Source organism: Nocardia sp. NPDC003693, assembly GCF_053981095.1.
In genome coordinates, this window is record NZ_JBSFNO010000012.1 from 26317 (window position 1) to 52503 (window position 26187).

At 69.8% G+C, this 26187-nt stretch carries 24 protein-coding genes; 8 read left to right on the forward strand and 16 right to left on the reverse strand.

The window, feature by feature from the left end; translation table 11 throughout:
* Nucleotides 1-150: 150 nt before the first annotated feature.
* Nucleotides 151-1248, forward strand: coding sequence for a glycosyltransferase family 2 protein (locus ACWDOP_RS15580; protein ID WP_454203878.1), 1098 nt, complete (start codon nucleotides 151-153; stop codon nucleotides 1246-1248).
* 18 nt (nucleotides 1249-1266) lie between these two features.
* Here the strand turns inward: ACWDOP_RS15580 and ACWDOP_RS15585 are convergent, their stop codons facing one another.
* From ACWDOP_RS15585 to ACWDOP_RS15595, 3 genes are all read right to left on the reverse strand, one after another.
* The gene (locus ACWDOP_RS15585) at nucleotides 1267-1866 is read right to left on the reverse strand and encodes a class I SAM-dependent methyltransferase (protein WP_454203877.1); all 600 of its coding nucleotides are present in this window, start codon (nucleotides 1864-1866) and stop codon (nucleotides 1267-1269) included.
* 97 nt (nucleotides 1867-1963) lie between these two features.
* The gene (locus tag ACWDOP_RS15590) at nucleotides 1964-2476 is read right to left on the reverse strand and encodes a GtrA family protein (RefSeq protein ID WP_454203876.1); all 513 of its coding nucleotides are present in this window, start codon (nucleotides 2474-2476) and stop codon (nucleotides 1964-1966) included.
* Nucleotides 2473-4719: a hypothetical protein gene (locus ACWDOP_RS15595; RefSeq protein ID WP_456345628.1), complete on the reverse strand. Its 2247-nt coding sequence runs from the start codon at nucleotides 4717-4719 to the stop codon at nucleotides 2473-2475. Before ACWDOP_RS15595 ends, ACWDOP_RS15590 begins: the two co-directional genes overlap by 4 nt.
* 265 nt (nucleotides 4720-4984) lie before the next feature.
* Here ACWDOP_RS15595 and rffA point away from each other — a divergent pair, with 265 nt between their 5' ends.
* Nucleotides 4985-6124: a dTDP-4-amino-4,6-dideoxygalactose transaminase gene (rffA, locus tag ACWDOP_RS15600; RefSeq protein WP_454203874.1), complete on the forward strand. Its 1140-nt coding sequence runs from the start codon at nucleotides 4985-4987 to the stop codon at nucleotides 6122-6124.
* Between the two features lie 21 nt (nucleotides 6125-6145).
* On the opposite strand, the gene ACWDOP_RS15605 is transcribed toward rffA, so the two are convergent.
* Both ACWDOP_RS15605 and ACWDOP_RS15610 read right to left on the reverse strand, forming a co-directional pair.
* Nucleotides 6146-6784 carry a methyltransferase domain-containing protein gene (locus tag ACWDOP_RS15605; protein WP_456345629.1) on the reverse strand — a complete coding sequence of 213 codons (639 nt, stop codon included), beginning with the start codon at nucleotides 6782-6784 and terminating at the stop codon, nucleotides 6146-6148.
* Between the two features lie 96 nt (nucleotides 6785-6880).
* On the reverse strand, nucleotides 6881-9793 hold the full coding sequence (locus tag ACWDOP_RS15610; RefSeq protein ID WP_456345743.1) for an AMP-binding protein: 2913 nt from the start codon (nucleotides 9791-9793) through the stop codon (nucleotides 6881-6883).
* Between the two features lie 534 nt (nucleotides 9794-10327).
* Here ACWDOP_RS15610 and ACWDOP_RS15615 point away from each other — a divergent pair.
* The 3 genes from ACWDOP_RS15615 to idi all read left to right on the forward strand — a co-directional run bounded on the left by ACWDOP_RS15615 (nucleotide 10328) and on the right by idi (nucleotide 13629).
* The gene (locus ACWDOP_RS15615; RefSeq protein ID WP_456345630.1) at nucleotides 10328-11737 is read left to right on the forward strand and encodes a family 2B encapsulin nanocompartment shell protein; all 1410 of its coding nucleotides are present in this window, start codon (nucleotides 10328-10330) and stop codon (nucleotides 11735-11737) included.
* A gap of 441 nt (nucleotides 11738-12178) precedes the next feature.
* A complete protein-coding gene (locus ACWDOP_RS15620) occupies nucleotides 12179-13051 on the forward strand; it encodes a geranyl diphosphate 2-C-methyltransferase (RefSeq protein ID WP_456345631.1) in 873 nt (290 codons plus the stop codon).
* On the forward strand, nucleotides 13048-13629 hold the full coding sequence (gene idi, locus ACWDOP_RS15625) for an isopentenyl-diphosphate Delta-isomerase (RefSeq protein WP_454203870.1): 582 nt from the start codon (nucleotides 13048-13050) through the stop codon (nucleotides 13627-13629). The genes ACWDOP_RS15620 and idi overlap by 4 nt, the downstream gene beginning before the upstream one ends.
* Here the strand turns inward: idi and ACWDOP_RS15630 are convergent.
* From ACWDOP_RS15630 to ACWDOP_RS15650, 5 genes are all read right to left on the reverse strand, one after another.
* Complete coding sequence (locus ACWDOP_RS15630) at nucleotides 13626-14846, reverse strand: globin domain-containing protein (RefSeq protein ID WP_456345632.1); 1221 nt, start codon at nucleotides 14844-14846, stop codon at nucleotides 13626-13628. The two genes, idi and ACWDOP_RS15630, sit on opposite strands and share 4 nt — an antisense overlap.
* Entirely contained in the window at nucleotides 14843-15313 is a 471-nt protein-coding gene (locus ACWDOP_RS15635; RefSeq protein WP_456345633.1) for an RrF2 family transcriptional regulator, read from the reverse strand. The genes ACWDOP_RS15630 and ACWDOP_RS15635 overlap by 4 nt, the downstream gene beginning before the upstream one ends.
* Before the next feature lie 196 nt (nucleotides 15314-15509).
* Nucleotides 15510-16028 carry a hypothetical protein gene (locus ACWDOP_RS15640; protein ID WP_456345634.1) on the reverse strand — a complete coding sequence of 173 codons (519 nt, stop codon included), beginning with the start codon at nucleotides 16026-16028 and terminating at the stop codon, nucleotides 15510-15512.
* Between the two features lie 197 nt (nucleotides 16029-16225).
* The gene (locus ACWDOP_RS15645; protein ID WP_456345635.1) at nucleotides 16226-16666 is read right to left on the reverse strand and encodes a hypothetical protein; all 441 of its coding nucleotides are present in this window, start codon (nucleotides 16664-16666) and stop codon (nucleotides 16226-16228) included.
* Nucleotides 16666-17367 (reverse strand): hypothetical protein, encoded by a 702-nt coding sequence (locus ACWDOP_RS15650; protein ID WP_456345636.1) that lies wholly within the window; start codon nucleotides 17365-17367, stop codon nucleotides 16666-16668. Before ACWDOP_RS15650 ends, ACWDOP_RS15645 begins: the two co-directional genes overlap by 1 nt.
* A gap of 94 nt (nucleotides 17368-17461) precedes the next feature.
* Between ACWDOP_RS15650 and ilvA the strand changes: the two genes are divergently transcribed.
* Complete coding sequence (ilvA, locus tag ACWDOP_RS15655) at nucleotides 17462-18676, forward strand: threonine ammonia-lyase (RefSeq protein ID WP_456345637.1); 1215 nt, start codon at nucleotides 17462-17464, stop codon at nucleotides 18674-18676.
* 28 nt (nucleotides 18677-18704) lie between these two features.
* On the opposite strand, the gene ACWDOP_RS15660 is transcribed toward ilvA, so the two are convergent.
* The 6 genes from ACWDOP_RS15660 to ACWDOP_RS15685 form a co-directional block, all read right to left on the reverse strand.
* Nucleotides 18705-19028, reverse strand: a complete 324-nt coding sequence (locus ACWDOP_RS15660) for a DMT family transporter (RefSeq protein WP_454203863.1) — start codon at nucleotides 19026-19028, stop codon at nucleotides 18705-18707.
* Nucleotides 19029-19583: 555 nt separating this feature from the next.
* Nucleotides 19584-19880: a helix-turn-helix domain-containing protein gene (locus ACWDOP_RS15665; protein ID WP_454203862.1), complete on the reverse strand. Its 297-nt coding sequence runs from the start codon at nucleotides 19878-19880 to the stop codon at nucleotides 19584-19586.
* A gap of 5 nt (nucleotides 19881-19885) precedes the next feature.
* Nucleotides 19886-20230, reverse strand: a complete 345-nt coding sequence (locus ACWDOP_RS15670) for a type II toxin-antitoxin system RelE/ParE family toxin (RefSeq protein ID WP_456345638.1) — start codon at nucleotides 20228-20230, stop codon at nucleotides 19886-19888.
* Between the two features lie 82 nt (nucleotides 20231-20312).
* Entirely contained in the window at nucleotides 20313-21734 is a 1422-nt protein-coding gene (gene argH, locus ACWDOP_RS15675) for an argininosuccinate lyase (protein WP_456345639.1), read from the reverse strand.
* 115 nt (nucleotides 21735-21849) lie between these two features.
* Nucleotides 21850-23055: an argininosuccinate synthase gene (locus ACWDOP_RS15680; RefSeq protein WP_379008843.1), complete on the reverse strand. Its 1206-nt coding sequence runs from the start codon at nucleotides 23053-23055 to the stop codon at nucleotides 21850-21852.
* A gap of 138 nt (nucleotides 23056-23193) precedes the next feature.
* The gene (locus ACWDOP_RS15685; protein ID WP_456345640.1) at nucleotides 23194-24780 is read right to left on the reverse strand and encodes a hypothetical protein; all 1587 of its coding nucleotides are present in this window, start codon (nucleotides 24778-24780) and stop codon (nucleotides 23194-23196) included.
* A gap of 202 nt (nucleotides 24781-24982) precedes the next feature.
* On the opposite strand from ACWDOP_RS15685, the gene ACWDOP_RS15690 reads away from it, so the two are divergent.
* Together ACWDOP_RS15690 and ACWDOP_RS15695 are read left to right on the forward strand one after the other, a co-directional pair.
* On the forward strand, nucleotides 24983-25369 hold the full coding sequence (locus ACWDOP_RS15690; RefSeq protein ID WP_456345641.1) for a hypothetical protein: 387 nt from the start codon (nucleotides 24983-24985) through the stop codon (nucleotides 25367-25369).
* 200 nt (nucleotides 25370-25569) lie between these two features.
* On the forward strand, nucleotides 25570-26136 hold the full coding sequence (locus ACWDOP_RS15695; protein ID WP_456345642.1) for a hypothetical protein: 567 nt from the start codon (nucleotides 25570-25572) through the stop codon (nucleotides 26134-26136).
* Nucleotides 26137-26187 lie beyond the last annotated feature (51 nt).

Here is a 26187-nt window from a genome sequence, read left to right on the forward strand (position 1 = left end):
CGCCGTAGCAACGCCGCTGCGCGGGCCCCCGCCGCGGGTGATATCCGGAGCGGGAATACCGATAACCCACCGTGTTAGAGTTCACGCGGCTCGGGCTCCGCCCTCTCGAGGAGCACCGGCACGCACCGTCTTCGAAAGTCGATTCAGCTGATGCCGCTTCCCTCCCGACGTATGTACCACTCCGACGTCGACGCTTCGACCGATACACCCGCGCTGCCCGGCGTCGACCGGCCGCACGCGGTGTCCGTCGTGGTGCCGGTGTACCGGGGTGAACACACCATCGGTGCGCTGGTCGCCGAACTGCACCGGCTGACCGCGCCGAGTACGACGCCCGCGGGCGTGCCCTTCGTGGTCGAGGAGATCATCCTCGTGCACGATCACGGCCCCGACCGTTCCGACGTGGCGATCAAGGAGCTGCTGCAGCAGCACGCCGAGGTGCGCGCGGTCTGGCTGAGCCGCAATTTCGGGCAGGACGCGGCCACGATCGCGGGGATGTCGACCGCGCGCGGCGACTGGATCGTCACCATGGACGAGGACGGTCAGCACGATCCCGCGGCCATCGGCGCGTTCCTGGACGCCGCGCTCGAGCAGCGCGCGGACCTGATCTACTCGAAGCCGTCCAACACCCGCCCGCACGGCTTCCTGCGCAACCTGACCTCGCGCGGCGCGAAACTGGTGCTGGCCACGGTGTTCGCGTTCCCCGACTCCACCCGTTTCGAGAGCTACCGGCTGATCCGCGGCGACATCGGCCGCCAGCTCGCCGAGGTCGCCTCCAACGGCGTGTACCTCGACGTGGCGCTGACCTGGGTGGTCGACACCGTCGCCCAGGTTCCGGTGGCGCTGCGCGCCGAGGGCCGCGAGGAGTCGGGCTACAACTACCGGCGCCTGTTCTCGCTGTTCTGGAAGATGGTGCTGTGCAGCGGAACTCGCGGCCTGCGCCTGGTGAGCATGCTGGGCATGACGCTGGCGCTGGCCGGCGCCGCGCTGACCGTGGTCATCGTGTACGAGTCGCTCACCCGGGAGGACTGGGCGCCCGAGGGCTGGACCTCGATGATCGTGGTGCTGCTGTTCTGCGCGGGCGCGATCCTGTTCTCGCTGGGCCTGATCGCCGAGTACCTGGGCGTGGCCCTGCACATCCTGGTCGGCAAACCGCTGTACCTGACCGTCGATTCGCCGACGCCGCGCCCGGAGCACACCCGGGAGTCCCGCGCGGCCGCCGAGCGGGAGATCGAGCGGGTCGGGAGCTGAGCGCCCCCGGCGGCCCACTCAGGGCCGCAGCACGTACAGCTTCTCGCGCCCGCCCGCGATGAGGGTGCGCTCCACGACGTGTTCGGGGTAGCCGCGGAACAGCTCGTCCAGGGTGTCCTCGGTGAATCGATGCGCCGCCGCGCCGTCACCCGGATCGGTGAACCGACCGCCGAGACCGGCCAGCACGCGATTGCCGCTCGAGGTCAGGTTCTTGATCGGCTCGGCGATGATCACCCGTTCCCGCGCGGCCGCCAGCATGCGATCGATGACGGGTTCGGGTTCGGGCAGGAAGTGGTACAGGCTCGCCTGCATCAGGACGTAATCGGCGGCCGGTAGCGGCAGGGCCGAATGCAGGTCCCACACCTGCCCGTCCGCGCCCGCCGCGGTGAGCCCGGCGACGAAACGCTCATTGAGATCCAAACCCGTGTATCGCACGGATTTTCCGCGCAGATACCGCGTATAGAGGGTGGCCGGGCCGCAACAGAGGTCGAGCACCTGCGCGCCGTCGGGAATCGCCGCCGCGATGGCTCGGTACCTGGCACCGTAGTGCCGGCCGTACAACCCCCGCATCAGCAATCCGTAGATCGTTTCGTGCCGATAGATGAAGCTGGTACTCACGAGTTTCCTGAACTGATGGCGGACAACGGCTTCCATGTCCCAAACTAGCCATCTGTCCGGATCCGCGCATCCGCTGGAGCGTGGAACCCCGGTGAATTCAGGAATGCGACGCGGTGGAATCCTCGCTCCGGCGGAACGAGATGTGCCGGTGCCCGAAGAAACTCAGGACCGCCACCAGCCCCATCACCACCACGGCCGCCGGTTTGGCGGGCGCGTGCAGCACCGAGACCGCCAGCTGCAACAGCAGCAGATTCAACAGCAGCCCGCCGGAATTCACCCCGCAGAAGGCGAGAAAATCGCGCAGCGCGTGCCCGCGGACCCGGAACACCAGGGTGCGATGCAGCACGAACGCCACCACGATACTGACCGCGTAGGCCAGGGCGGGGGCCAGCGCCACCGCGACGGGCTTGGCGACCTCGCCCTCCAGCACCGACAGCCACAGCACGGTCAGGACCATGCCGAGCGCGGTATTGAACCCGCCGACCAGGGCGAAGGCGACCTCCTGCCGTCGCACCAGGCGCAGCAGCAGGCCGGGGGGCGCGGGCTCGGCGGCGGCGGGCGCCCGGTCCGGTGTCGCGATCGCTTCCGGTGAGAAGTCGGCGGTACTCACGAAACCGAGCCTGCCAGTTCGCGATCCGCCTCGGGGGTGGATTCGCTGTCCGGACCGGCCGGATCGTCCTCGTCCGGGCGGCGCGAGCGCAGGTGGTACCACTGCAGGGCGACGAGCCCGGCGAGTCCGGCGGCGGCGGTGCCCATGCCGATCTTCCAGCCCGGCGGCCGCCAGGTCAGCACCAGTTCCGCGTCCTGGGTTCCGGCCGGGACATCCACCGCGACAAAGGAATTGGCGACGGTCGTGAAATCGATGTCGCGACCGTTCAGGGTCGCGCGGTAGCCGGGCCAGCCGAGCCGGGCGAAGACCACGCGGCCGCCGTTCTCCGAGGTCACGCGGACGCGGCTGGTGGTGTCGGTCTCGGACAGCGAGGTGGCGGTGGCGTCGCGGGCATCGGCGACGCGGCCGTTCACGCCCGAGATCGGGCCGCCGTCGCGCTCGAGCACCGAGATCCAGCGCTCGTGCCCCGGATAGTCCGCGAAATGCCAGCCCGCGGGGGCGGGCTGATCGCGGGCGTCGGGGAACATGGCGCGCTGCAGGATCACCCGGTCCAGCAGCATGAGATCGACCAGGGTGCGGCCGGTGGTGGGTTCGGGGGCGAACATCCGCCGGTAGGCGTCGGGGCAGACGCTGCCGTCCCAGCGCATGCACAGCAGCTCACCGAAGTAGAAGTGGCCGTTGGGGGTGTAGCCCTGGACGTAGTTCAGTTCCAGGTCCTTGGCGTAGTTGCCGAAGACGAGGGAGCCGTACGCGGCGTCCAGGCTCTTGTCGGCGGGCCCGATCAGCCCGCGGTCGCCGAGCTGGATGTTGCGGCCCGCGAAATCGGGGAAGTCGGCCTTGGCCGCCTCCCGGTTCGCGGGCAGGTTCCACGACATCAGGTTGGGCTGCACGCTGCGGACCTGGAAGTACGCGATGGGGAAGATCGCGATCAGGGTCAGCAGGCAGGCCGCGGCCGTGCCCCGGGTGCGGCCCAGCCACACCGCGCCGGCGGTGAGCGCGGCGACCACGACCGCGGAGAGCACGTGCCAGCTCACGTCGCGCGGATCGGCGGAGAAGGTCCGCACGAACAGCAGCAGGATCAGCACGCCCGCGGCCGCGCCGCGACCCCGCCAATCACGCACGGTGCCGAACCGGCCCAGCAGGACGCACACCAGGATGAGCAGGCCGACGGCGAGCATCGGCAGCACGCGGGCGGGCCAGCGCAGCGGTCCGATGGTGCCGGGCCCGGCGGTCCACATCAGCGCCATGATCACGAACAGCCCGATGGAGACGAACTGCTTCCAGTGCTCGCGCGCGGCCCGCCAGTCCACGAACGCCAGCGCCGGAATCAGGAACCAGGCGATATAGGTCATGGGCAGCGGCTGCACATAGCCCCACCACGAACTGAAGGCCGGGAAGGTGCTCGGCAGACTGGCATTGAGCGATTCCGACCACGGCACGGTCAGGAACTGGTCGTTGTTGATCTGCGCGGTCCCGCGCCAGCTCACCTTCGCCGAGAGCATCGACGGCAGGAAGGTGAGCAGGCCGGCCAGCCCGGCGCAGCCCGCGGCCGCCGCGAGCCGCAGCACCTGCGGCCACGCGCGCCGGGTCACGATCTCGCCGACCGCGACCGCGACCAGCATGAGCACGGCCTCGACGGCCGGGAAGATGTACTGGACCGAAATCGCAAGGTAGAGAAAGACGAAGACCGGAATCGGGCCGCCCTGCCCGCGCGCGTACCGGACCGAGGCGGCCCAGGCGTGCAGCATCCACGCGGTGCCGGTGAGCGCGGTCATCCAGCTGGCGGTGTCGAAGAACAGGAAGAAGCCGGTGAACGGGAAGGCCACACCCGCGACCGCCGACCACTCCGGGCGGGAGCCGTAGGCCAGGCACACCCGGTAGACGCCGAGGCCGGCGATGATCGAGAACAGGAGTTTGACGATGGTGGCGTAGACCGCGAGGTTCGGCACCGACGGCGCGATCAGATCGATCAGCAGCTGCGGCGGGTTGAACAGGCCCGCTTCCTCCATCGTGTAGTTGCCCGACATCCACTGGTCGGGCACCATCACCGGGAACCGGCCCTCGCGCAGCGCGTTGCCGATCATCACCCACATCGGGGCGTACTGGGATTCGGTGTCGTCGGTGTAGAAGTGGCGGGCGTCGGCCAGCAGGACCGCCGCGTATCCGAGTAGCACGCCGATCGCGGTGACCGCTCCCCATCGGAAGACCGCACGCCGGCTATCGAGAGCTCCACTGTCGACCACGAGTTCCAGAGACTACACCGCGCCCCGCACGTCACCGGCGCGATGCCCATGCCGATTCCACCCCCGGCGGCGCGGAATCGCCCTCCGGGCACCGTGCTAGAGTTCGACAGCTCGGGCCCCGCCGTCCGTCGGGGAGTGCCGGCCGACACCGGCATCGAAAGCTGATCCAGCCGATGCCGATTCCGTCCGTCTCCTGCCCCGGCACGACGTCGCGCCGCCCGGACGAACCGGAGCTGCCACCGACCGCCAGAGGGGACCGACTCGCGTGAGTGCCGACCGCGTAATCTTCAGCCGTCCGTACCGGGCGAGCCGGGAACTGAGCAACCTCGAGGCCGTGCTCGCCTCCGATCACAGCCACGGCGACGGGCAGTTCACCGCGAGCGCGACGGCCACGCTCCGGACGATCACCGAGGCGCCGTTCGCGCTGCTGACCACCTCGTGCACGCACGCGCTCGAAATGGCCGGGCTGCTACTGGAACTCGGGCCCGAGGACGAGGTCATCGTCCCGAGTTTCGCCTTCACCTCCACCGCGACCTCGATGGCGCTGCGCGGATCGACGGTGGTGTTCGCCGATATCGACGCCGCGACCGGCAATCTCGATCCCGAGGCGGTCGCCGCCGCGGTCACCGAGCGCACCAAGGCCGTGGTGGTCATTCACTACGGTGGCGTGGCCGCGGACATGGAGGGGCTGCGGCAGCTCGCCGACGCGCACGGGTTCGCGATCATCGAGGACAACGCGCACGGGCTGGGCGGGCGCTGGCGGGGCCGCGCGCTGGGCAGTATCGGCACCGTGGGCGCGCTGAGCTTCCACGACACCAAGAACGTGCACTGCGGCGAGGGCGGCGCGCTGCTGCTCACCGACGAGATCCTCATGGCGCGCGCGGAGATCATTCGCGAGAAGGGCACGGACCGGGCGCGGTTCCTGCGCGGCGCGGTGGACAAGTACTCGTGGCAGGACATCGGATCCAGCTATCTGCCCAGCGAATTGAACGCGGCGGTGCTGGACGCGCAGCTGGCCGAGTTCGATGTCATCCAGGCCAACCGGCACCGGGTGTGGGATTCCTACGCCGCCGCGCTGCCGGAGTGGGCGGCGCGCAACGACGTCCGGCTCATGACGGTGCCGGACGACCGCGAGCACACCGCGCACCTGTACTTCCTGCGCGTGCCCACCGAGAGCCGCCGCGACGACCTGATCAAACACCTTGGCGCGCTGGGTATCTCGGCCCCGTTCCACTACATTCCGCTGGACTCGAGCCCCGCCGGGCTCAAGCTCGGCCGGACCCCGGTGCCGTGCGTGCGCAGCGCCGAGTTCTCCGGGACCGTCGTGCGCCTGCCGCTGTGGCCGGGACTGTCCGCCGCGCAGATCGAGCGCGTGATCGACGGGGTCACCAGCTTCACCGTCTAGCTCGGTGGCGCGAACCTCCGGCTAGGCGTGCCGGGCGATCAGCAGGTGGCCGTTCATCGGCTTGCGCTCGACCACCCGGTGCTCCACCCGTAGCCCGGCGGCCTCCAGCACGGCGACGATCTCGGCGACCGGGCGCAGCCGGAACCCGTACCGGGTGAACGGCATTCGCGCCATCTCGTCCGGGTCGCCGATACCGATCACGGCGCGGCCGGCCGGGCTCAGCACCCGGGCGAACTCGGCGGCGACCCGGTCCAGTTCGGCGACGAAGTAGACGGTGTTGACGGTGATCAGCGCGTCGAGGCCGCCGTCGGTGACCGGCAGCGCGGTCAGCGACCCCTCCTCGATCCGCAGCGTGCCCGCCGCGATCGCCTGCGCGTGCCCCGCCCGCCCCCGCGCGACCATGTCCGCGGAGATCTCGAACCCGTACACCAGCCCGGTGTCCCCCACCCGATCCCCCAGCAGCGTCAACCCGACCCCGCCGCCGAACCCGATGTCCGCCGCCGTCTCCCCCGCCCCCGGGTCGGCCGCGATCACCGCCTCGTCGATGAGCACCCGGTTGGCCCGGTTCAAGACGGCGGCGGTCCCTCGCCCCAGCAATCCGTGCGGATTGCCGAGCTGACCGGCGACAGTGGACATCACACGCGCGACAAGGGAATTCACCTCTCGCATGCTACCGCCGCGATCTCGTCCGGCAGGGTCGTCCGCACGCGCGACGGCACGCGCGTCCGCACCACGCCCGCGCGGGGCCCGGCCCGCTCAGATGCCCAGGCGCTCGGCCAGTTCCGGGGTCAGGACCTCGTACTGGTCGGACTCGCGGTTGTACCACCAGGTTCCCTCGCCCGGGGCGGGGCGGCCGGCGGCCTGGACGGCGCGGGTCGAGGGGCGGAACGTCGAGCTGCGGGGGATGTCGTCCACGACGTGGATGAGGTCGGGGCGCTGGTCGGGGGCCAGGGCGCGCAGGGCCTCGGTGACGTCGGCGGGGGTCAGGCGGTGGCCGGCGCGGACACTCACCGCGGCGACCGCGAGGGTGCGGTCGGCGGCGGGCAGGCGGTAGGCCACCTCCAGGTCCACCGCGGTGATGTCGTTGAGGACATCGACGATGGGCTGGGTGAACACCGGGCCGCGCGGGGTGCGGATGACCGTGTCCACGCGATCCATGAGCCAGTAGTCGCCGTCGCTGTCGCGGCGGAACAGGTTCTCGGTCGGCATCCAGGAGTCACCGGGGGCGAAGACACCCCGCAGCCCGCCCGCGGACAGATCCACACTGTCCGAGGCTGTCCCGATGAGCAGGCCCACCTCGTTGTCGGCGCAGCGCCGGGCGAAACCCGCGCCGTCGACCAGGATCTGCTCGCCTTCGGGGTCGTAGCCGATCAGCTCGACCTTGGCGGTGCCGGGCACCGGGCGCCCCTTGCTGCCGACCTTGGCGCCGGACACGTTGGCCAGCACCACATCCCCCTCGATCGAGGCGTAGAACTCGAGCACCCGCGCCGGGGCGAAACGGTCCTGGGTGCGCCGCCACAACCCGGCGGGCATACCCGAACCGATGAACAGCCGGATCGGGTGCGAATGCCCCTTGGGGAAGGTGTCCGCGTCCAGGATGTCGCGCAGCATCGTCCAGGTGTAGGTGACGACCGTGACGCCGTACCGGTGGACCTCCGCGGCGAACTGCGCGGGGTCGAGCGAGCGGGCCAGCGCGATCCGGCTGCCACCGGCCACCGCACCGCCCAGACTCACCAGTAAACCGGATGAATGATGCAGCGGCGCAAGGCAGTAGACGGTGTCCTTGCGGTCCAGATCCGCCGCCGAGGCGGTGCCGAAGGCCGACAGCGCCCAGCGGTGATTGGTGACGTACTTGATGTCGAACCGATCGCCGGTACCGGTGACCAGGATGAACGCCAGCTCGCGCGCGAGGCCGGGATTGGGCCGGTACCACGCGGGGAGCGTCACCTGCTCGGGCACGATCTGCTCGAGGTCGACGACCTCGCGACCGGCGGGGACGTCCAGCGTGCGGGCGTCGCCGCCGCCGAGCACCAGCACCCGGATTCCGGTCTCGGCCGCCGCGGGCAGATTCTCCGGATCGGAGATGAGCAGCTTCGCGCCGGTCAGCTCGGCGACCTTGGACAGCTCGCTGCCCGGGGCCAGCAGCACCGCGACCGCGCCGATGCGCGACAGCGCCGCGATGGCGACCATGGCGCTGGGCCTGGTCTCCATGACCACGCCGACCCGCCCGGCCGGGCGCACGCCCGCCGAGACGAGCCCGCGCACCACGTTGTCGATGCGGGTGTTGACCGCGCGGTGGGTGTGCACGCGATCCTCGAACAGGAACGCCTCGCGATCGGGTCCACGCCGCGCCTGTTCGGCGAGCAGGCGGCCCAGCGAAACGCGGGTGTGCGGCTGGATCATCCCGAGCCGGGTCAGGCGCGGCAGGGCGCGCGCGGCCTCACCACCGAGTTCGACGGTGCCGCGCAGGGTCTGGCCCGCCACGCCCTCGATGGCCCGGCCGAGCCCGGCGCCCGCCTCGGCGAGCGTGCCGACCGCGTGCACCACGCGGGTGAGCCCGGTGCGCGGTCCGTTGCGCGTCACCTCCTGGCTCATGTGGTCGATCTGGGCGGGCAGATCGCCGCGCCCGCTGAGCCAGTTGACCCAGTCGCGCACCAGCGGCCAGGTGTTGCGGGTGGCGGTGGAGCCCGACACGAGGCCGAAATGCCCGGCCACCACGCTGGCTTCGTACACGTCGGCGTTGGGCGCGGCCCGCACGATGCCGCGCACCGCGGCCGGCTGGCCGATGTCGTCGACCTCGCCGACGAAGGCGAGGATCGGGCTCGCGATGTCCGCGAACGAAATAGGCTGGTCACGAATGACGAAGCCGCCCAGCATCATTCGGTTGTGCTTGACGAACTGCTGCAGCAGGTCGGTGAGCGCGGGCCCGGGGTAGCCGAGCCAGCCGTCGGTCTCGAGGAACCGGCGCTGACGCTCCTTGGGCAGCAGCGCCTCGCGGTCGTGCAGCTGACGCAGGAAGTCCAGGCGCGCCTTGGCGGTCTTGACCGGATCCAGCGCCTGAAAGCCCAGCCGCACCATGGAATCGGTGATCGGCAGCCGGTTCAGGACATGATCGGTCAGGAAGTCGGCGGCGTCGGAGGCCAGGCCGTGCGGGATGCCGAAGGGCATGCCCGCCACCGCGTCCACCGGGCTGCCGAAGGTGACGATGGACTCCACGCCCTTGCCGTGCCGGTAGGCCGCGGTCTGGTAGGCGAACATGCCGCCCTGCGAGTAGCCCATGAGATGCACACCGCGCCCGGTCAATTCGGTGACCGTGTCGATGGCGCTGCTGACCGCGAGCACGTGGTCGGCGAGGTCGCGGTCCCAGCCGCCCTCCTCGGTGGTGGGCGAGCCGAAATCGACCACCCAGCAATCGATTCCGGCCTGGTGCAGAATGCCCACGGCCCCGTCCACGCCGTTCACGTCCCAGATCTCGGCGGTCACCATGAGCGGGGGCACCAGCACCACCGCGGGCCGATCGGCGCCGAGGTCGTCCGGGAAGTAGTGCCGCAGCCGGTACATGCGCTTGCGCTCGACGATTTCGTACGGCGACGATTCGATGTCGTGAACCAGTCCCCCGAACCGGATCACCTCCAGCCCGTTCTGGGCGGTCGCCATCAGGCGCTGCATCGGCCCGACAACGGACTTCGTACTGAATTTCACGGCTTCGCTCCCAGACCCATCCTGCTTGTGACCTGCGTTATCCGCCCCAACGCGTCCAGATGAGCTTGCCATAGAGCCACCCTAGCGCGTGGCGGCTGTGACCAGCACCATGTGGGCTACCAATACCGACCGACCGCTATTTAGCGGCAGAGCAATCTTTCAGCGAGATCCTGTAAACCTGCGAATACACCCATCCGCGAACAAGTTCGCCCGGTCACACTGCGGGTCGCAGCCACGACACGCCGAATACCGCCGTGTTTCTGCGAGTCCGCGAAGCCCGGACACGCCGGTCATAGCAATGCGCCAGTCATCATGTTTATGCGTTTGGCTGCGCGTGCCGAAGTTCGCGATCTACCATCGGTATCGCTGGAACGCACTGTCTCGCTTGTCTTTTCATCCCCATGTCTAATTTCAGCAGGCCCCCATCGGACCTGCCGTTTCGCCGTGGACTCCTGCGCTAGCGTGCCGTCCCCGGTGGCCCTTCGAGGTGAGGACCGCAGCATGACCATCGAATTGCCCATTCACGCCGAAACCAATGGCCAGCGCAAAACCCTCAGTACCACTGCCGCCCACCAGCTGGCGCACACCACCAAATCCGAACCGCAAATGCAGGGCATCAGCTCGCGCTGGTTGACCCGCAGCCTGCCGTGGGTGCAGGTCAAAGGTGGCGTCTACCGCGTGAACCGCCGGCTCACCCACACCGTGGGCAACGGCGAGGTGGAATTCATCATCAACGGCCCCAATGCCCGGGTGATTCCGGCCGAGCTGCAGGAATTGCCGCAATTGCGCGGCTTCGACGACGAAGAGGCGCTGGCCGCCATCGCCGCGCGATTCGAACAGCGCGACCTCGCGCCGGGCACCGTCGTCGCCGAATTCGGCAACCCGATGGATCAGGTCATGCTGATCGTGCACGGCAAGCTCACCAAACTCGGCACCGGCGAATACGGCGAGGTCACCAAACTCGGCATGCTGGCCGGCGGTGACTATTTCGGCGACGAGATGCTGGTCGAGCCGTCCGGCATCTGGCCGGTGACCGTCAAGACCGTCACCCCCTGCACCATGCTCGTCCTGCCGCGCGCCGGACTCGGCGAACTCAGCGAGAACATTCCCGCGCTCGCGGATCATCTGTCCGCTGTCGCCTCCGCGCCGCCCAAATCGCAGAACAAGTACGGCGAGGCCGAAATCGTGGTCGCCTCGGGCCATTCCGGGGAACCGCTGCTCGACGGCACCTTCGTCGACTACGACTCCCAGCCCCGCGAATACGAGCTCAGCCTCGCGCAGTCCGTGCTGCGCGTGCACAGCCGCGTCGCGGATCTGTTCAACGACCCGATGGACCAGGTCGAGCAGCAGCTGCGCCTGACCATCGAGGCCATGTACGAGCGCCGCGAATACGACCTGGTCAACAACCCGGACTACGGCCTGATCAACAACTGCGATCTCAAGCAGCGCATCTACACCGAGTCCGGCCCGCCGACCCCGGACGACATGGACGAGCTGCTGAGCATGCGGCGCAGCACCACGTTCTTCCTCGCACACCCCAAGGCCATCGCGGCGTTCGGCCGCGAGTGCAGCAAACGCGGTCTGTACCCGGACCCGGTGGACATCGACGGCCGGCGGGTGCCCGCCTGGCGCGGGGTGCCGATCTTCCCGTGCGGCAAGATCCCGGTCAGCGGCACGCAGACCACCTCGATCATGGCCATGCGCGTCGGGGAGAAGGAGCAGGGCGTGATCGGCCTGCACCAGATCGGCATTCCGGACGAATACGAGCCCAGCCTGAACGTGCGCTTCAAGGGCATCGACGATCAGTCGATCATCTCGTACCTGGTGAGCTGCTACTACTCGGCCGCGGTCCTGGTGCCCGACGCGCTCGGCATCCTCGACAACGTGCTGGTGGCCCGCCAGTCGGACTGAGGCGCGCCGCGTCCGCCACCGGCGGGCGCGGTACGCGGCAACGCGGTGGAACGGCCGGACGCGAGGACGCGACGGCCACCGGAACGGCTGCTCGGGCCCCTGGGGTTGGGATCCGCGCACCGGCGCACCGCACCATCCGCACCCGCCCGCCGCACGATCGCCACCGCGACAACACATCCCGGTGACTCCGCCCCGGGCGGCCGCCGTTCCACTACGGCGGCCGTCCCGGGCGGGCCCGGCGCGCGCCACCACCGTGGCCCCGCGCCGGCCGCCGTCCGGCGCGCCATCCGTACCGCCGCCGCGGCGCGACAACCCCTGAGCCCCAGGGCTTTCCGAACCCAAGGCTTGTTCCGACTCGGTGCGACCTGCCGAGCGTTCCTGATCTCGGAGACCGGATCCCGTTCTCCTACAGCACATCAGTGATCGAGAGGATGATCTGCCATGACCATGATCGACCCCCAGGCCGACGGCGTCCTGCGCACCGAATACCAGAAGTCGGTCGCCGCGTACTGGAACAACAATCCCAACGACGATCGGGTCAACACCAAGCTCGGCGAGGTGGACGGGCTCTACCACCACCACTACGGCATCGGCGAACCCGACCTCTCGGTCCTGGAGGGCCCGGAAGACACCCGGCAGGAACGCCTGGTCAAGGAGCTGCACCGGCTCGAGACCGCGCAGGCGGACGCGCTGCTGGATCAGCTCGGCGACGTCCGGCCCGGCGATCGGCTCATGGACGGCGGATCCGGGCGCGGCGGCACCAGCTTCATGGCCAATCAGCGTTTCGGCTGCGCCGTGGACGGCGTCACCATCTCCGAGTACCAGGCCGGCTTCGCCAACGACCAGGCCGTGGAGCGCGGGGTCACCGACAAGGTGCGGTTCCACTTCAAGAACATGCTGGACACCGGCTTCGAGACCGGCTCCCGGCGCGGCATCTGGACCAACGAAACCACCATGTACGTGGACCTTTTCGAGCTCTTCGCCGAGTTCTCGCGGCTGCTCGAGCCGGGCGGGCGCTACGTGTGCATCACCGGCTGCTCCAACGACGTCTTCGGCGCGCGGTCGGCGTCGGTGAGCTGGATCGACGCGCACTACGGCTGCAACATCCACCCGCGCAGCACGTATTTCAAGGCCCTGGCGGCCAATAACCTGGTCCCGGTGGCGGTTACCGACCTGACCCCGGCGACCATCCCGTACTGGGAACTGCGCACCCACTCCGAGCTGGCCACCGGCGTGGAGAAGCCGTTCCTGACCTCGTACAAGGAGGGCAGCTTCCAGTACCTGATGATCACCGCCGATAAGGTAGGCAGGTGACCGGCTATCTCGACACTTCCGACGCCACCCCGGCGGTCGATCGTGAATCCCTGCTCGTCGAGCTCGTCGACGAGCAGGGCCGGGCGGCCGGGTCGCTGCCGGTAGCGGCGGCCCATACCGCGCCCGGGCGCCTGCATCGCGCCTTCTCGGTCCTGCTCTTCGACGCCGACGGGCAGGTGCTGCTGCAGCAGCGGGCCGGGGTCAAGACCCGTTTCCCGCGGCTGTGGACCAACACCTGTTGCGGGCATCCCCTGCCCGGGCAGCCGGTGGCCGACGCCGCCGCGGTGCGCCTGGACGAGGAAATGGGCATGGCCGCGCGGCTGACCGAGGTCGGAGCCTTCGTCTATCAGGCGGCGGATCCGGCCACCGGGCGCGTGGAGTACGAGTTCGACCACGTGCTCATCGGCTGGGGTGACGAGGCCGCGCCGCGTCCGAACCCGGAAGAGGTCGACGACTTCGCCTGGGTCGGCATCGGCGAACTGCGATCGAACATGTCGCTGGTACCCACCGGGTACACGCCGTGGCTGCCGCAGGTGCTCGCGCTCGCGGAGCGGGCGTGGCACAGCGGTTCCCGCTAGGCGTCGAGCAGCCAGTCGTTGGGCGTGAACAGCTCGACATGCACTCGGTCACTCGGGATTCCGAGAGCCAGTAGCTGGGCACGCAGCGCCTGCAGGAAGCCCGCGCCGCCGCACAGATAGAAGTCGGCGTCCGCGGGCAGCTCGATGCGGGACAGGTCCATGCGACCGTCGGTCTCGTACCAGGTGCGCGCCCGCGCGGCGGGCAGGCCGGCGACGAGTTCGCCGGCTTGCTCGCGCAGCGGATGCGTCGCGGCCGAACGATCCGCGTGCAGCACCAGCGCACGGCGCTCGGACGCGCAGGCGCTCAAATGATTCAGGATGCCCACCATCGGGGTGATGCCGATGCCCGCGGAGATCAGCACCACGGGGGTGTCGGCGGCCGGATCGATCGTGAGATCGCCGAAGGGCAGCGTCACCTGAAGTCGGTCCCCCGCGCCGACGTTGTCGTGCAGCCAGACCGAGACCTCACCCGCGGGACCGTCGGCTCCGGCCGCGACCCGGCGCACCGCGAAGGCGAGCCGGCCGTCGCCCGAGCGATTGGTGAGGCTGTACTGGCGCAACTGCCGGGCGCCGTCGGGCAGGTCGGCGCCCACCGAAATATATTGCCCCGGAAGGAAATCCGGGAGCGGCCGGGACGAATCCGCCGATTCCACCTCGAACGTCGCGACGCCCGAGGGATCGTCGATTCGCCGCACGACCCGCGTCTCGCGGAACACATCGCCCGGTGCGACGCCCGCGCCCTCGTACAACCCGGTCTCCAGGTCGATGAGCGCGGTGGCCATGAGCCAGTAGACGCGATCCCAGGCGGCCGCGACGTCCGCCGTCACCACATCGGCGCCCAGCACCGCCACGATGGCGGCGAACAGGTGCTCGTGCACGACGCGGTACTCGGGCGCGGTGACCCCGAGCGAGGCGTGCTTGTGCCCGATCCGGGCGAGCAGCTCGCGCGGATGCGGCAGGGCGGGATCGACCAGATGGCTCGCGTACGTGGCGATCGAGGCCGCGAGCGCCCGCTGCTGCGCACCCAGGCGCTGATTGCCGCGATTGAAGCGGTCCCGCAGCAGTTCCGGGTGCGCGTCGAACAGTTCGGTGTAGAAGCGCGCGGTGATGGCGTCGATGTTCGCCGCGATCAGCGGCAGCGTCGCGCGGATCACCGCGGCGTGTTCGGGTTCGAGTTCGGGGACGGCCTCGACCACGGCTTCCGGCGCGAACGTCATGACGGTGACTCCTGTTCTTCGAATACGGCCGCCGGGATCACCGGCATGTGCAGCAACTCCACGGTGCGCCGGTCCACCAGGTCGGCGAGGGTGTAGCCGTCCAGCTGCCGATAGAAGGCGTCCCGCGCCTGCGCGAGAATTCCGCGCAAACGGCAGGCACTCGCCAGCGGGCACGGATTTTCGCCCAGGCAGTCGATGACCTCGGCATCGCCCTCGAGTTCGCGGACCATGGTGCCCACGGTCGCGGTCCGGCCCCGATCGGTCAGGAAGATGCCGCCGGTGCGCCCGCGCTGGGACTGCACGTAGCCCAGTTCGACGAGCCGGGAGACCGCCTTCGCCACATAGTTCTCGGACGCGTTCACCTGTCGCGCAATGAGTTTGACGGTGACGCGCTCCTGCGCGTCACCGCTCACGGCCAATCGCATGAGCGCACGCAGTCCGAGATCGGTGAACCTGGAGAGCTGCATGTCCCTCACGCTACTAATTGCGCTTTTCTAAAGCATGTTTTGCGGGTGTGGGCTTGAATACGCAATTCCGTGCGGTTTTTCGCGGCCCGCGAAAAGGGCTCGGAATGATGCGCTGGACAACCCGTGGCAAATTCGAGAAACGAGAACGCCGCCCGTCCCGGCAAGGGACGAGCGGCGCTCCGGGTGCGATCGGCGATCACATCATGCTGGCGCTCACCCTGCCCGGACCCGTCCGCACGCCCGGGCCCATACAGCCCATCACCATGTCCGGGGTCATCATCTCGTACTCGGCGACGACGGTGACCCGCTCGCCCACGCCGACGCCGCTGATGACCTCGAGCGGCCCGACCGCGGGCTGCATCATCGTCACCGGCCAGTGCCCCCACAGCGTGCTCCGCTCGCCGTTCGACCAGACGATGTGCACCGTGATGGGCCCGTCGGCGGGATGCATGCAATCCGAGGCGGCGGTGTGCACGCCGGTGAACGTGCCGCCGGTGATGTCGTCGGCGCCCGTGCAGCCCCACAGCCGCCCGACCGAGGTGAAGACCAGGTCCTTGGGCGTCATGTCGATCGCGCCGTTGACGGCGGTCCAGCGGAAGTCGCCGCCGGAACAGCTGGCCATGGGGGTGGCCGCGGCCGTGGGCAGCGCCGCGGGAGCCATTGCGAAAGCGGCGGAAACAGCGAGTGCGGCAATGATCTTCGAGGTTGTCGGCACAGCTTCCCTCTCTTCCGAAATGGTGGAGGTGGAGCGGAAAAGGCGCAGGTCAGCGCGTTCGACGCGAACATTAGACCGAGCCGTGGAGCCGAGTCCGAAAATTCGGGCCGCGCCCGGTCCCGCCGCGTGGCGAAGCACGCGAATCGACCGACCCGCACCTGTTCCCGAGTGCCGGGTTGATTACCGCGAGTGCCGGGCTACTTCCCGCGCTCGACCTCCGCCCGGGCTGCCTTGATGCGGTCCCACGGCACCGCGGGGCGGGCCAGGCCGCGCCGGCGCAGATACTCCTTGGCCGCGCGGCTCGCCTTGCGGCTCAGGCGCAGACCCTGCGTCGCCGAACCGGTGTATTCCTCGAATCCGGTGGGGGTGAAGACGAGGTCGATGCCTTCGGCGCGAATGCTCCCGCGGATCTGCACGGACCGCGTGCTCCCGCCCTCCGCGTCGTGACTGTGGGCCAGCATGGACGCCGGGCCGTCCATCGCGTCGAACCATTTGGGCCGCGCCAGCACCAGTGAGCCGCCGCGTGGACCGGGGTGGCAGCGCAGACTCACCGGATAGCCGGCCGGGCTGTCGGCGGTCAGCACGACGCCGTCGGGAAAACGGTAGAGCGCGTGGTGAATATCCTGAACCAAACCCATTACCGCGCCCCTTCCGGCCGCTCGGGATGCTGTGGATGCGGCGGCGGCGAGCCGGGGTGCGGCCGGCCGCCGGGCGGATGCGGGGCGTTCGGATGCGGCGGCGGGCCATCCGCGAACGGGGATCCGGCAGGGTGCGGCGGCGGGGCATCCGCGAACGGAGATCCGGCGGGGTGCGGCGGCCCGTCGGCGTGGGTCACGTTCTCGTAGCCGGGCAGCGCCGCCTCGTGGGGTACGGCGGTCATGTCCCGGCCCGGCCACCAGCGGATGCGAACGGGTTCGACGGTGATTTTCAGGCGCATGTAGTACCACCAGAACACGCGGCGGGTGATGGCGTCACCGGCGATGCCCTTGGGGCTCTGTGCCCAGACCTTGCGCCACTGGCGCTCCAATTCCTCGTCCCAGGTGACGATTTCGGAAACCACGGCATTGCCCTGCACCAGGACCACGGGCGGATCATCGAGTCCGCCGGCGGTGGGATTGGAGTAGAGCAGGGAGACCTTGGGGTCGCGCCGGGCGTTGAAAGCCTTGTAGGGGAACCCGATTCCGGTGCTCACCAGGATGGCGCCGCGTTCGGGCAGCCAGAGCGGGGCGACGGGGACGGCGATCGGGGTGCGATCGCGTGCGCGCGTGGCGAACTCCGCGGTGTAGTGGCGTTCGAGGACGCCGGCCACCTCCGGGGGTATCGCGATGGAATTGCTCATGCAACACGATCGCGCCATCGCCCGCCCGGCGCAACAATCCACGGGCCATGGTGTCCTACGCGACACTGCCGCAAACACCTGGCAGCATGACGCCATGGATATCGTCGCGCGGGTCGAGGCGGCCGCGTCCCTGCTGGAGCCGGTGATCCGCCGGACCCCCGTGGTGGCCTCGCGGGCGCTGACCGATCGCACCGGGCACGACGTGTGGCTCAAGTGCGAGAACCTGCAGCGCACCGGGTCGTTCAAACCGCGCGGTGCGTACAACCGCATCGCGAACCTGCCCGCGGCGGCGCGCGAACTCGGGGTGGTGGCCGCCAGCGCGGGCAATCACGCGCAGGGCGTCGCGTGGGCGGCGACCTCGCTCGGCATCGAGTCCACGGTGTTCATGCCGGTGGGCGCGGCCCTGCCGAAACTGGTGGCCACCCGGGCGTACGGGGCGACCGTGCACCAGGTCGGGGATTCGATCGACGAGGCGCTCACGGCCGCACTGACTTTCGCGGAGCAGACTGGGGCGACCCTGGTGCACCCGTTCGATCACCCCGACATCGTGGCCGGGCAGGCCACGGTGGCGCTGGAGATACTGGAGCAGCTGCCCGAGGTGGAAACGGTGCTGGTGCCCACCGGCGGGGGCGGGCTGCTCGCGGGCATCGCGGCCACCCTGCGCGAACTGGCGCCGGAGGTCCGGGTGATCGGCGTGCAGGCGGCGAACGCGGCGGCCTGGCCGGGATCGCTCGAGGCCGGAAAACCGGTGCGGCTCGGCCAGATGTCCACCATGGCCGACGGCATCGCGGTGGGAATGCCCGGCGAGGTCCCGTTCGCGCACGTACTCGATTGCGCGCCCGCGATTCTCACCGTCGACGAGGACGCGCTCTCGCGGGCGCTGCTGCTGTGCATGGAACGCGCCAAACTCATCGTCGAGCCGGCGGGAGCGGCGGCGGTGGCCGCGCTCATGTCCTGCGCCGCGGACGAACTCGCGCTGCGCGGGCAGGTCTGCGCGGTGCTGTCCGGCGGCAACATCGACCCGCTGCTGCTGACCCATGTCATCGGGCACGGGCTCAGCGCGGCGGGCCGCTACCTGGCAGCGCGCATCACCATCTCCGACCGCCCGGGCAGTCTCGGCGGTCTGCTGGCCGAACTGGGCCGCACCGGTGCGAGCGTGCTGGACGTCGTGCATTCGCGCACCGGGGCCTGGCTGGCGATCGACGAGGTGGAGGTGCTGCTCACCCTGGAAACCCGCGGGCCCGCCCACCGGGACGAGGTGCTGACCTCGCTCGCCGACGCGGGATACGAGGTGCGCGTACAGGATTGACCGTGTCCGGCGCGCGGGCGGTGCCGGCTCAGTGCGCTCCGCCCAGCTCGAGCGCCAGCACCCCCGCGATCACCAGGACGATCCCGCCCATCTGCACGGGTGTGAGCGTCTCGTTCAGGAACAGCGCCCCGATGATCGCGATGGCGACCACGCCGACCGCCGACCAGATCCCGTAGGCCACCCCGATCCCCATCCCTCGCTTCAGCGCCTGTGACAGGAACCAGAACGCCGAGGCGTACCCGATGACCACGATGATCGACGGCACCAGCTTGGTGAATCCTTCGGAGATCTTCAGCGACACCGTCGCCGTCACCTCGCACGCGATGGCCAGGGCCAGCAGAAATAGGGTCATGCCCGCAGCATATCGACGGTGATCACGCGCGCCGGGAGCGCCCGCGCGACCGTCCCCCGGACACCGCCCGAAAAATAGGTGGCACGCGATCGCGTCGTCCGGTTACGGTGTCCGGCATGTGGATGCCCCTGTACTCCTGAGCGCTTCTCGCGCTTCACGTTCGGATGGCCGACGCCGCGCCGTGTGCGCCCGCGTGATCCGACGGCCACGACGCCCCGACGCGTCCCCCGGCGTGAGTCTCCCGCCGCCCAGCGGCGCTTCCGATACTGACCGGCCGCTTCCGGTGAGTCGGTCCCACATGTCCGCAGGAGGAACCATGCCCGATCAGCCTTCCATGCCCGCGTCCCACTCCCCCGAGCCCGCCGATCGCCCCCTCTCCCGCCGCGAACGCCGAGGCAAGCCGGAGAAGTCCCAAACGGTCCCCGGCCGCGTACACGGCCCCGGCCGCCCGGCCGTCCCGGCCAGCAAACACATGAATTACCGTCGCGGATAACACAGTTCGCGAACACGTGATGCCCGCCGCGCCCCCGCGGCGGGCATCACGCGGTCAACCCCTCAACCCGCTTCCGGCAGATCGAATTCGACGCGCAACCGCAACTCGAGTGCCTCCGCGAATCGCTCGAGCATCGGAATCGTGGGCATGGTGCCCCCCGCCTCGAATCGGGCCACCGCGGGCTGTTTCAGACCGGCCCGCTCGGCGAGTTCGGCTTGGGTGAGCCCGAGCGACTCGCGTCGCGCACGCACCGCCGCTCCGAGCTCGAACCGAATCCGGGCGGCGTCGTATGCCGCCCCAGCCCCCGGGCGGTCCATGATCTCGGCCCGCTTCTCCGACCAGCTCTTGCGTTCATCCATGGAATTCACTCCTCGTCCACGGTGTGCGCTTCGGCAACGCAGCGCCGCATCGCCCGCATCGCACGTTCGATCTCGGCGGCCTCGTGCATGCGATGCTTCCGAAACGCTGTCAGCAGGATGATGCGCCTGCCGGGGGCGATCCAGTAGGTGATTCGCACCGCGTCTCGGGTCAGGTAGAAGCGAAGCTCTCGGAGCTTGCCCCGTAGCTGTCGTGTATAGGGCTCGCCGAGTAGTACACCCCGCTCAGCGAGCAGGTCGACGTAGAAGGCCGCGGTCTCCTGGTCGTCCTGATCGAGCGAGTCGAACCACTCGTCTATCTCCGATTCCAGCTCCACCTCTCCCCAATTCATAACACGGACGTTATATCGGGGGCAAGCGGGCCGTCCGGGGAACAGGGATTCGACTCGAGTAAGCGATGTCCCCGGGCGGGTCTCAGGCCAGCCAGGTGCGCTGGTCGGCGGCGGCCGCGCGGACCTCGTCGAGCTGCTTCGCCACCTGGACGCCCGCGGTGCCGCCGCGGGAGTTGCGGGAGGCGATCGAGCCCTCGACGGTCAGGACCTCGCGGACCTGGGGGGTCAGGGCGGGGTCGACGGCGGCGAACTCGGCGTCGGTCAGTTCGTCCAGGCCCACGCCGCGGGACTCGGCGGCGCGGACGCAGCCGCCGGCGGCCTCGTGGGCCACGCGGAACGGGACGCCCTGGCGGACGAGCCATTCGGCGATGTCGGTGGCGAGGGTGAAGCCGGCCGGGGCCAGCTCGGCCATGCGGTCGGTGTGGAAGGTCAGGGTCGCCACCAGGCCGGCGATCGCGGGGAGCAGGAGCTCGAGCTGGGCCACCGAGTCGAAGACCGGTTCCTTGTCCTCCTGCAGGTCACGGTTGTAGGCCAGGGGCTGGGCCTTCAGGGTCGCGAGCAGGCCGGTGAGGTTGCCGATCAGGCGACCGGCCTTGCCGCGGGTCAGCTCCGAGACATCGGGGTTCTTCTTCTGCGGCATGATCGAGGAGCCGGTGGACCAGGCGTCGGCCAGGGTGATGTAGCCGAATTCCGGTGTGCTCCAGATGATCACCTCTTCGGCCATGCGCGAGAGGTCGACGGCGGTCATCGCCAGCACGAACGCGGCCTCGGCGGCGAAGTCGCGCGAGGAGGTGGCGTCGATCGAATTGGACGCGGCCGCATCGAAATTCAGGTCCGCGGCGATCGCCTCGGGATCCAGGCCCAGCGAGGAGCCCGCGAGCGCGCCGGAACCGTACGGGGAGATGGCGGCGCGCTTGTCGAAGTCGCGCAGGCGGTCGATGTCCCGCAGCAGCGGATGCGCGTGCGCGAGCAGGTGATGCGCGAGCAGCACGGGCTGCGCGGCCTGCAGGTGCGTCTTGCCCGGCATGACGGCGTCCGGATTCGCGGCGGCCTGGGCCACGAGCGCGTCGACCACGTCCAGCATGCCCGCGGCGATCCGGCGCACCGCGTCCCGCAACCACATCCGGAAAAGCGTTGCCACCTGGTCGTTCCGGGACCGGCCCGCACGCAGGCGGCCACCGAGTTCGGCGCCGACGCGCTCGATCAGCCCGCGCTCGAGCGCGCCGTGCACATCCTCGTCGGAGTCGGCGGGACCGTACGCGCCCGAGGCCACGTCGGCGGCCAGGGCGTCGAGTCCGGCGAGCATCGCGTCGAGATCACCGGCGGACAGCAGCCCGGCCTTGTGCAGCACGCGCGCGTGCGCCTTGGAAGCGCGAATGTCGTAGGGCGCCAGGACCCAGTCGAAATGTGTCGACTTGCTCAGCGCCGCCATGGCCGCGGCCGGACCGGAGGCGAAACGCCCACCCCACAGCGCGCCCTCATTGGTGCCGTGCTGCTCGGTCATGTGGATCTCTCCTGTCCTCGGGGTGGGTCCGGTATGCACACTATCGGCGTCCTACCCGCGGTGATCGCGATGGGTAGGACGCCGAGCGCAGGTGATGCGTATGTGGTGCGGGGTGTTACTTCTTGCTGCTCAGATCGCGACGGGCCGCGACCTTCGAGGACAGGCCGTGGATCTGCACGAAGCCCTTGGCCAGCGACTGGTCGAAGGTGTCGCCCGCGTCGTAGGTGGCCAGGTTGAAGTCGTACAGCGACTCGTCCGAGCGGCGGCCGTTCACGACCACGTTGCCGCCGTGCAGGACCATGCGGACCTCGCCGGAGACGTGCTGCTGGGTGTCCTGCACGAACGCGTCCAGCGCGCGCTTGAGCGGGGAGAACCACAGGCCGTCGTACACCAGCTCGCCCCAGCGCTGCTCGACCTGACGCTTGTAGCGGCCCAGCTCGCGCTCGATGGTGACCGCTTCGAGCTCCTGGTGCGCGGTGATGAGCGCGATGGCGCCGGGCGCCTCGTAGATCTCGCGGCTCTTGATGCCGACCAGACGGTCCTCGACCATGTCGAGACGGCCCACGCCCTGCCGGCCGGCGCGCTGGTTCAGTTCCAGGATGGCCTCGTACATCGACACCGGGCGGCCGTCGATGGCGACCGGGACACCCTTGTCGAAGGTGATGATGAGCTCGTCGGGCGCCTCGAAGTTGACGGTCGGGTCCACGGTGTAGTCGTAGACGTCCTTGGTCGGGGCGTTCCACAGATCCTCGAGGAAGCCGGTCTCGACCGCGCGGCCCCACAGGTTCTGGTCGACCGAGAACGGCGACTTCTTGGAGACGTTGATCGGCAGGTTGTTCTCGCCGGCGAACTCGATGGCCTTCTCGCGGGTCCAGGCGTAGTCGCGGACCGGCGCGATGACCTTCAGGTCGGGCGCGAGGGCGCCGATGCCGACCTCGAAGCGGACCTGGTCGTTGCCCTTGCCGGTGCAGCCGTGCGAGACGGTGTCGGCGCCGTGGTACTCGGCGGCCTCGACGAGGTGCTTGACGATCAGCGGCCGGGAGATGGCCGAGACGAGCGGGTAGCGGCCCATGTACAGCGCGTTCGACTGGATGGTCGGCAGGCAGTACTCGTTGGCGAACTCGTCGCGCGCGTCCACCACGATGGACTCGACCGCGCCGCAGTCGAGCGCGCGCTGGCGCACATCGTTCATGTCCTCGCCGCCCTGGCCGAGATCGATGGCGACGGCGACGACCTCGGCGCCGGTCTCCTTACCGATCCAGCTGATGGCGACTGAGGTGTCCAGCCCGCCGGAGTAGGCGAGTACGACGCGCTTGGTCATAGTCCGTGTGCTCCTCGATTAGTACGTGTAGGTCGGTCGCGCCCGCTGCGGGGCAGTGCGGGCGAGCTCGGTATGTTCACGCGCCGCGTGCCCGCTCCGTCGTCCTACAAATGATTATGCATGATGATGCAAGCCCATTCATAACCGGGGGTGGCCAAACAGGAACGGCCTGGCCAGGACCAGTGCGGAGACCAGCAGCGCGGTGCCGATATACACCGGCAGCAGGTGGATGAACGCGGTGTAGTGAATGAGGAAGTGGATGATCAGCGCGCTCGCCGAGCCCGCGAACGCCGCGCCCGCCAGCGCCCACCACACCCAGCGTTCCCCGCGCCGCCAGCCCCACAGGCCGATCAGCGTGATGGCGACGCCGGTGGCGATGAGCGCGCCGCCGAAGCCCGCGCGATCGTGGGCGATGAAGGGCAGCAGCTTCGGGTTGGCGGCGCGCAGGGTGGCGGCGTCGGTGTCGAGGAAGGCCAGATCGGTGGGGACGAACACGTCGGTGAGGCCCACGTAGGAGATGACGATGCCGCCGAAGATCACGCCGATGCCGGTGGCGATCATGATCAGCTGGCCGAGCAGGGCGCGCAGCCGCAGCGGTTCGGGGCCGTCGGGCACCGGCTCCCAGCTCGGCGGGCCGGGCCGCTCGCGGACCGCGAGCACGAACATCGGAAACAGCAGCGCGGCAACGGCTACGTGCAGGGGTTCGACGAAACCCGTTCCGAGGAAATAGAACAGCGTCGGGAACCCGACCAGCCCCGACAGCAGCAGCGCGTCGCGCGCCCACACCCGGCCCCGCCGCATCCCGCCCCAGGCCAGCCCGATGTACAGCGATCCGATGGCGATCATGTTGCCAGCCATGGTGATTCGGTCGTGCTGCAGGAAGTGCACCAGGTGGTGGTTGATCCGGTGCAGGCCCTCGACGTCCGTCCCGAGGTAGTCGCGGTCGTACCAGAGCAGCACCGGCCCGATGGTGATCAGCGCGGCCCCGAGCCCGCCCGCCACCATGCCCAGTCCGACCAGTGTTCCCCAGAACCAGCCCGGCCAGCGCCGCGGATCCGGGGGCACGTCGCGCAGCGCCGGCGGCGGTACGGTCTCGACAGCGGCGTCGATGACCCGGTTGAACCAGTTCGGCCCCGCCGCGATCAGCAGGGCGGGGGTGGCCAGGATCACGTCGTTCGAATCCCGCAGCGCCGCAACTACTTGCGCGACATCGGGGTCGTCGACATATCTCCGTCCCGGACCGGACTCGATCTCCCCGCCCCACGCGCTGCCCCCGGCCGGGTCCGGCGCCGGACCATCCGGGACGTCGATGGCCCGGGCGGCTCCGCGATGCTCGAGGACGATCTCATCGACCGAGCCCGCCAGCGCTTCGCACACCGCCGCGTCCGTCACCCGCGCGACGACCCGGCAGCGCCGCCCCCGCGCCGCCGCCCGCACCGCGTCGACGTCACCGGCCGCCACCGGACCGATCTCGATCACGCTCGCGCCTTGAACGGCCAGCACCGGCACGGCCTCCCGCGCCACCGATACCGGCACCGCGGCTCCCAGCCGCCCGTCCCACTCCGGCGGGGCGTGGGCATGCCCGAACACCCGCGGGATCGCGCGCGCTCCGCCGGGCAGCGCGATCAACGCCGCCAGGAACCGCAGGGCGGCTCGTTGGGTACGCCGCTCCCCCGCCACCGCGTTCGCCACCGGTCGCAGCGGGTGATAAGTCCAATCGGGCACGCCGTCATGGTCACACACCGGACATGATCGGCTCCACGGTTCGGGCACGTCCCGGACCGCGGTGGTTCGGCCCGGGCGGCGCGCCATCGAGTACTCACCGGCGTTCGAAATGCTGGCGTGTCGCATTCCGCAAACACCGACACTGGTGGGCACGCGCGTTCGCCGCGCGCCCGTACGCCTGTCCACAGGGAGATGATCGGCAATGTTCACACTTAGGCAGTCGGCGTTCGCCGCCACCGCGCTCACCGCGTCCGCCGCGGCGCTGCTGTGCACCGCACCGCACGCCTCGGCCTACGTCACCAGCGTGACCGTAAGCTCCACCGGCGGCGGCAAGTACGGCACCGGCTGCCCCTACCAGGTCACCATCAAGGGCAGCGCGAACGAGAACGTCTGGCTCTACGACAGCGCCGCCTCGAGCTTCGCCCCCCAGCAACTGGTCCTGGACGCCACCGGCACGGGCGCCTCGACCTGGACCCCGTCGTCCACCGGCACCCACTACGTCCAGGCGTGGTCCTACAACGGATCCCAGTGGGCCACACTCGAAGTCGGCACCGGCACCAACCTCGGCAGCGCCTGCCTGGTCAGCTGACGCCCCGGCCGGTTCACGACACAGCGGATCGGCCCCCGGCCCACGCCACCCCGACGCCGACCCGTCCCTCGGAAGTCGGGCTCGGGCTCGGCGCGGCCGCGGGCGTCATCCACGAAAGACTTACGGCGCCGGGCGCTTGCGGCGTCGAACCGATTCCGGCTGCCCGCCGACTTGTCGCCCGCGGCCCCTACAATCCCGCCGTGCCACTCTCTGCCGCCGATCTGATCGGCTATACCGACCGCGCCCTCGACACCGATCTCGCCCGCTGGTTCCCCGACGCCCCACTCGTCGACATTCCGGACGAAACCCGCCCGGTCGCGGCGTTTCTCGACCGGCTCGCGCCCGCGGACGCCGCCGCTCTCGGCGCCCTCGACGACCGCGTCCGCTCCGGCCGTCTCCCCCAGTTCCTCGACATGTACGACTGGTCCTACGGTTTCGAGTTCGCCGAGAACGACTGCACCATCCTGGATTCGGACTACAGCACCGAACTGAGCGACGAGGACGTGTACCCGATCGGCGCGGACGGCGGCGGCAACCTGTACGTGGTGCTGACGAACGGCCAGGTGGCCGTGTGGTTCCACGAGGAGGAGGTGATCGAGGCCGAGACCCGCTTCGACAACCTGGACGTCTTCCTCTGGTCCTACGTCCGCTACGCGGCGGTCCGCGCCGGAGCCCTCTCCCGCGACGCCGTCGAAGCCGATTTCCACGCCCTCGCCCAGGACGGCGCCCTCCACCCCGAGCTCGGCCTGCTCCGCCTCATGAAGTAGCGCGACGGCTGCCGCGGCCCGGACAGCCGGGCCCGGCCTCCCTCGAGGACC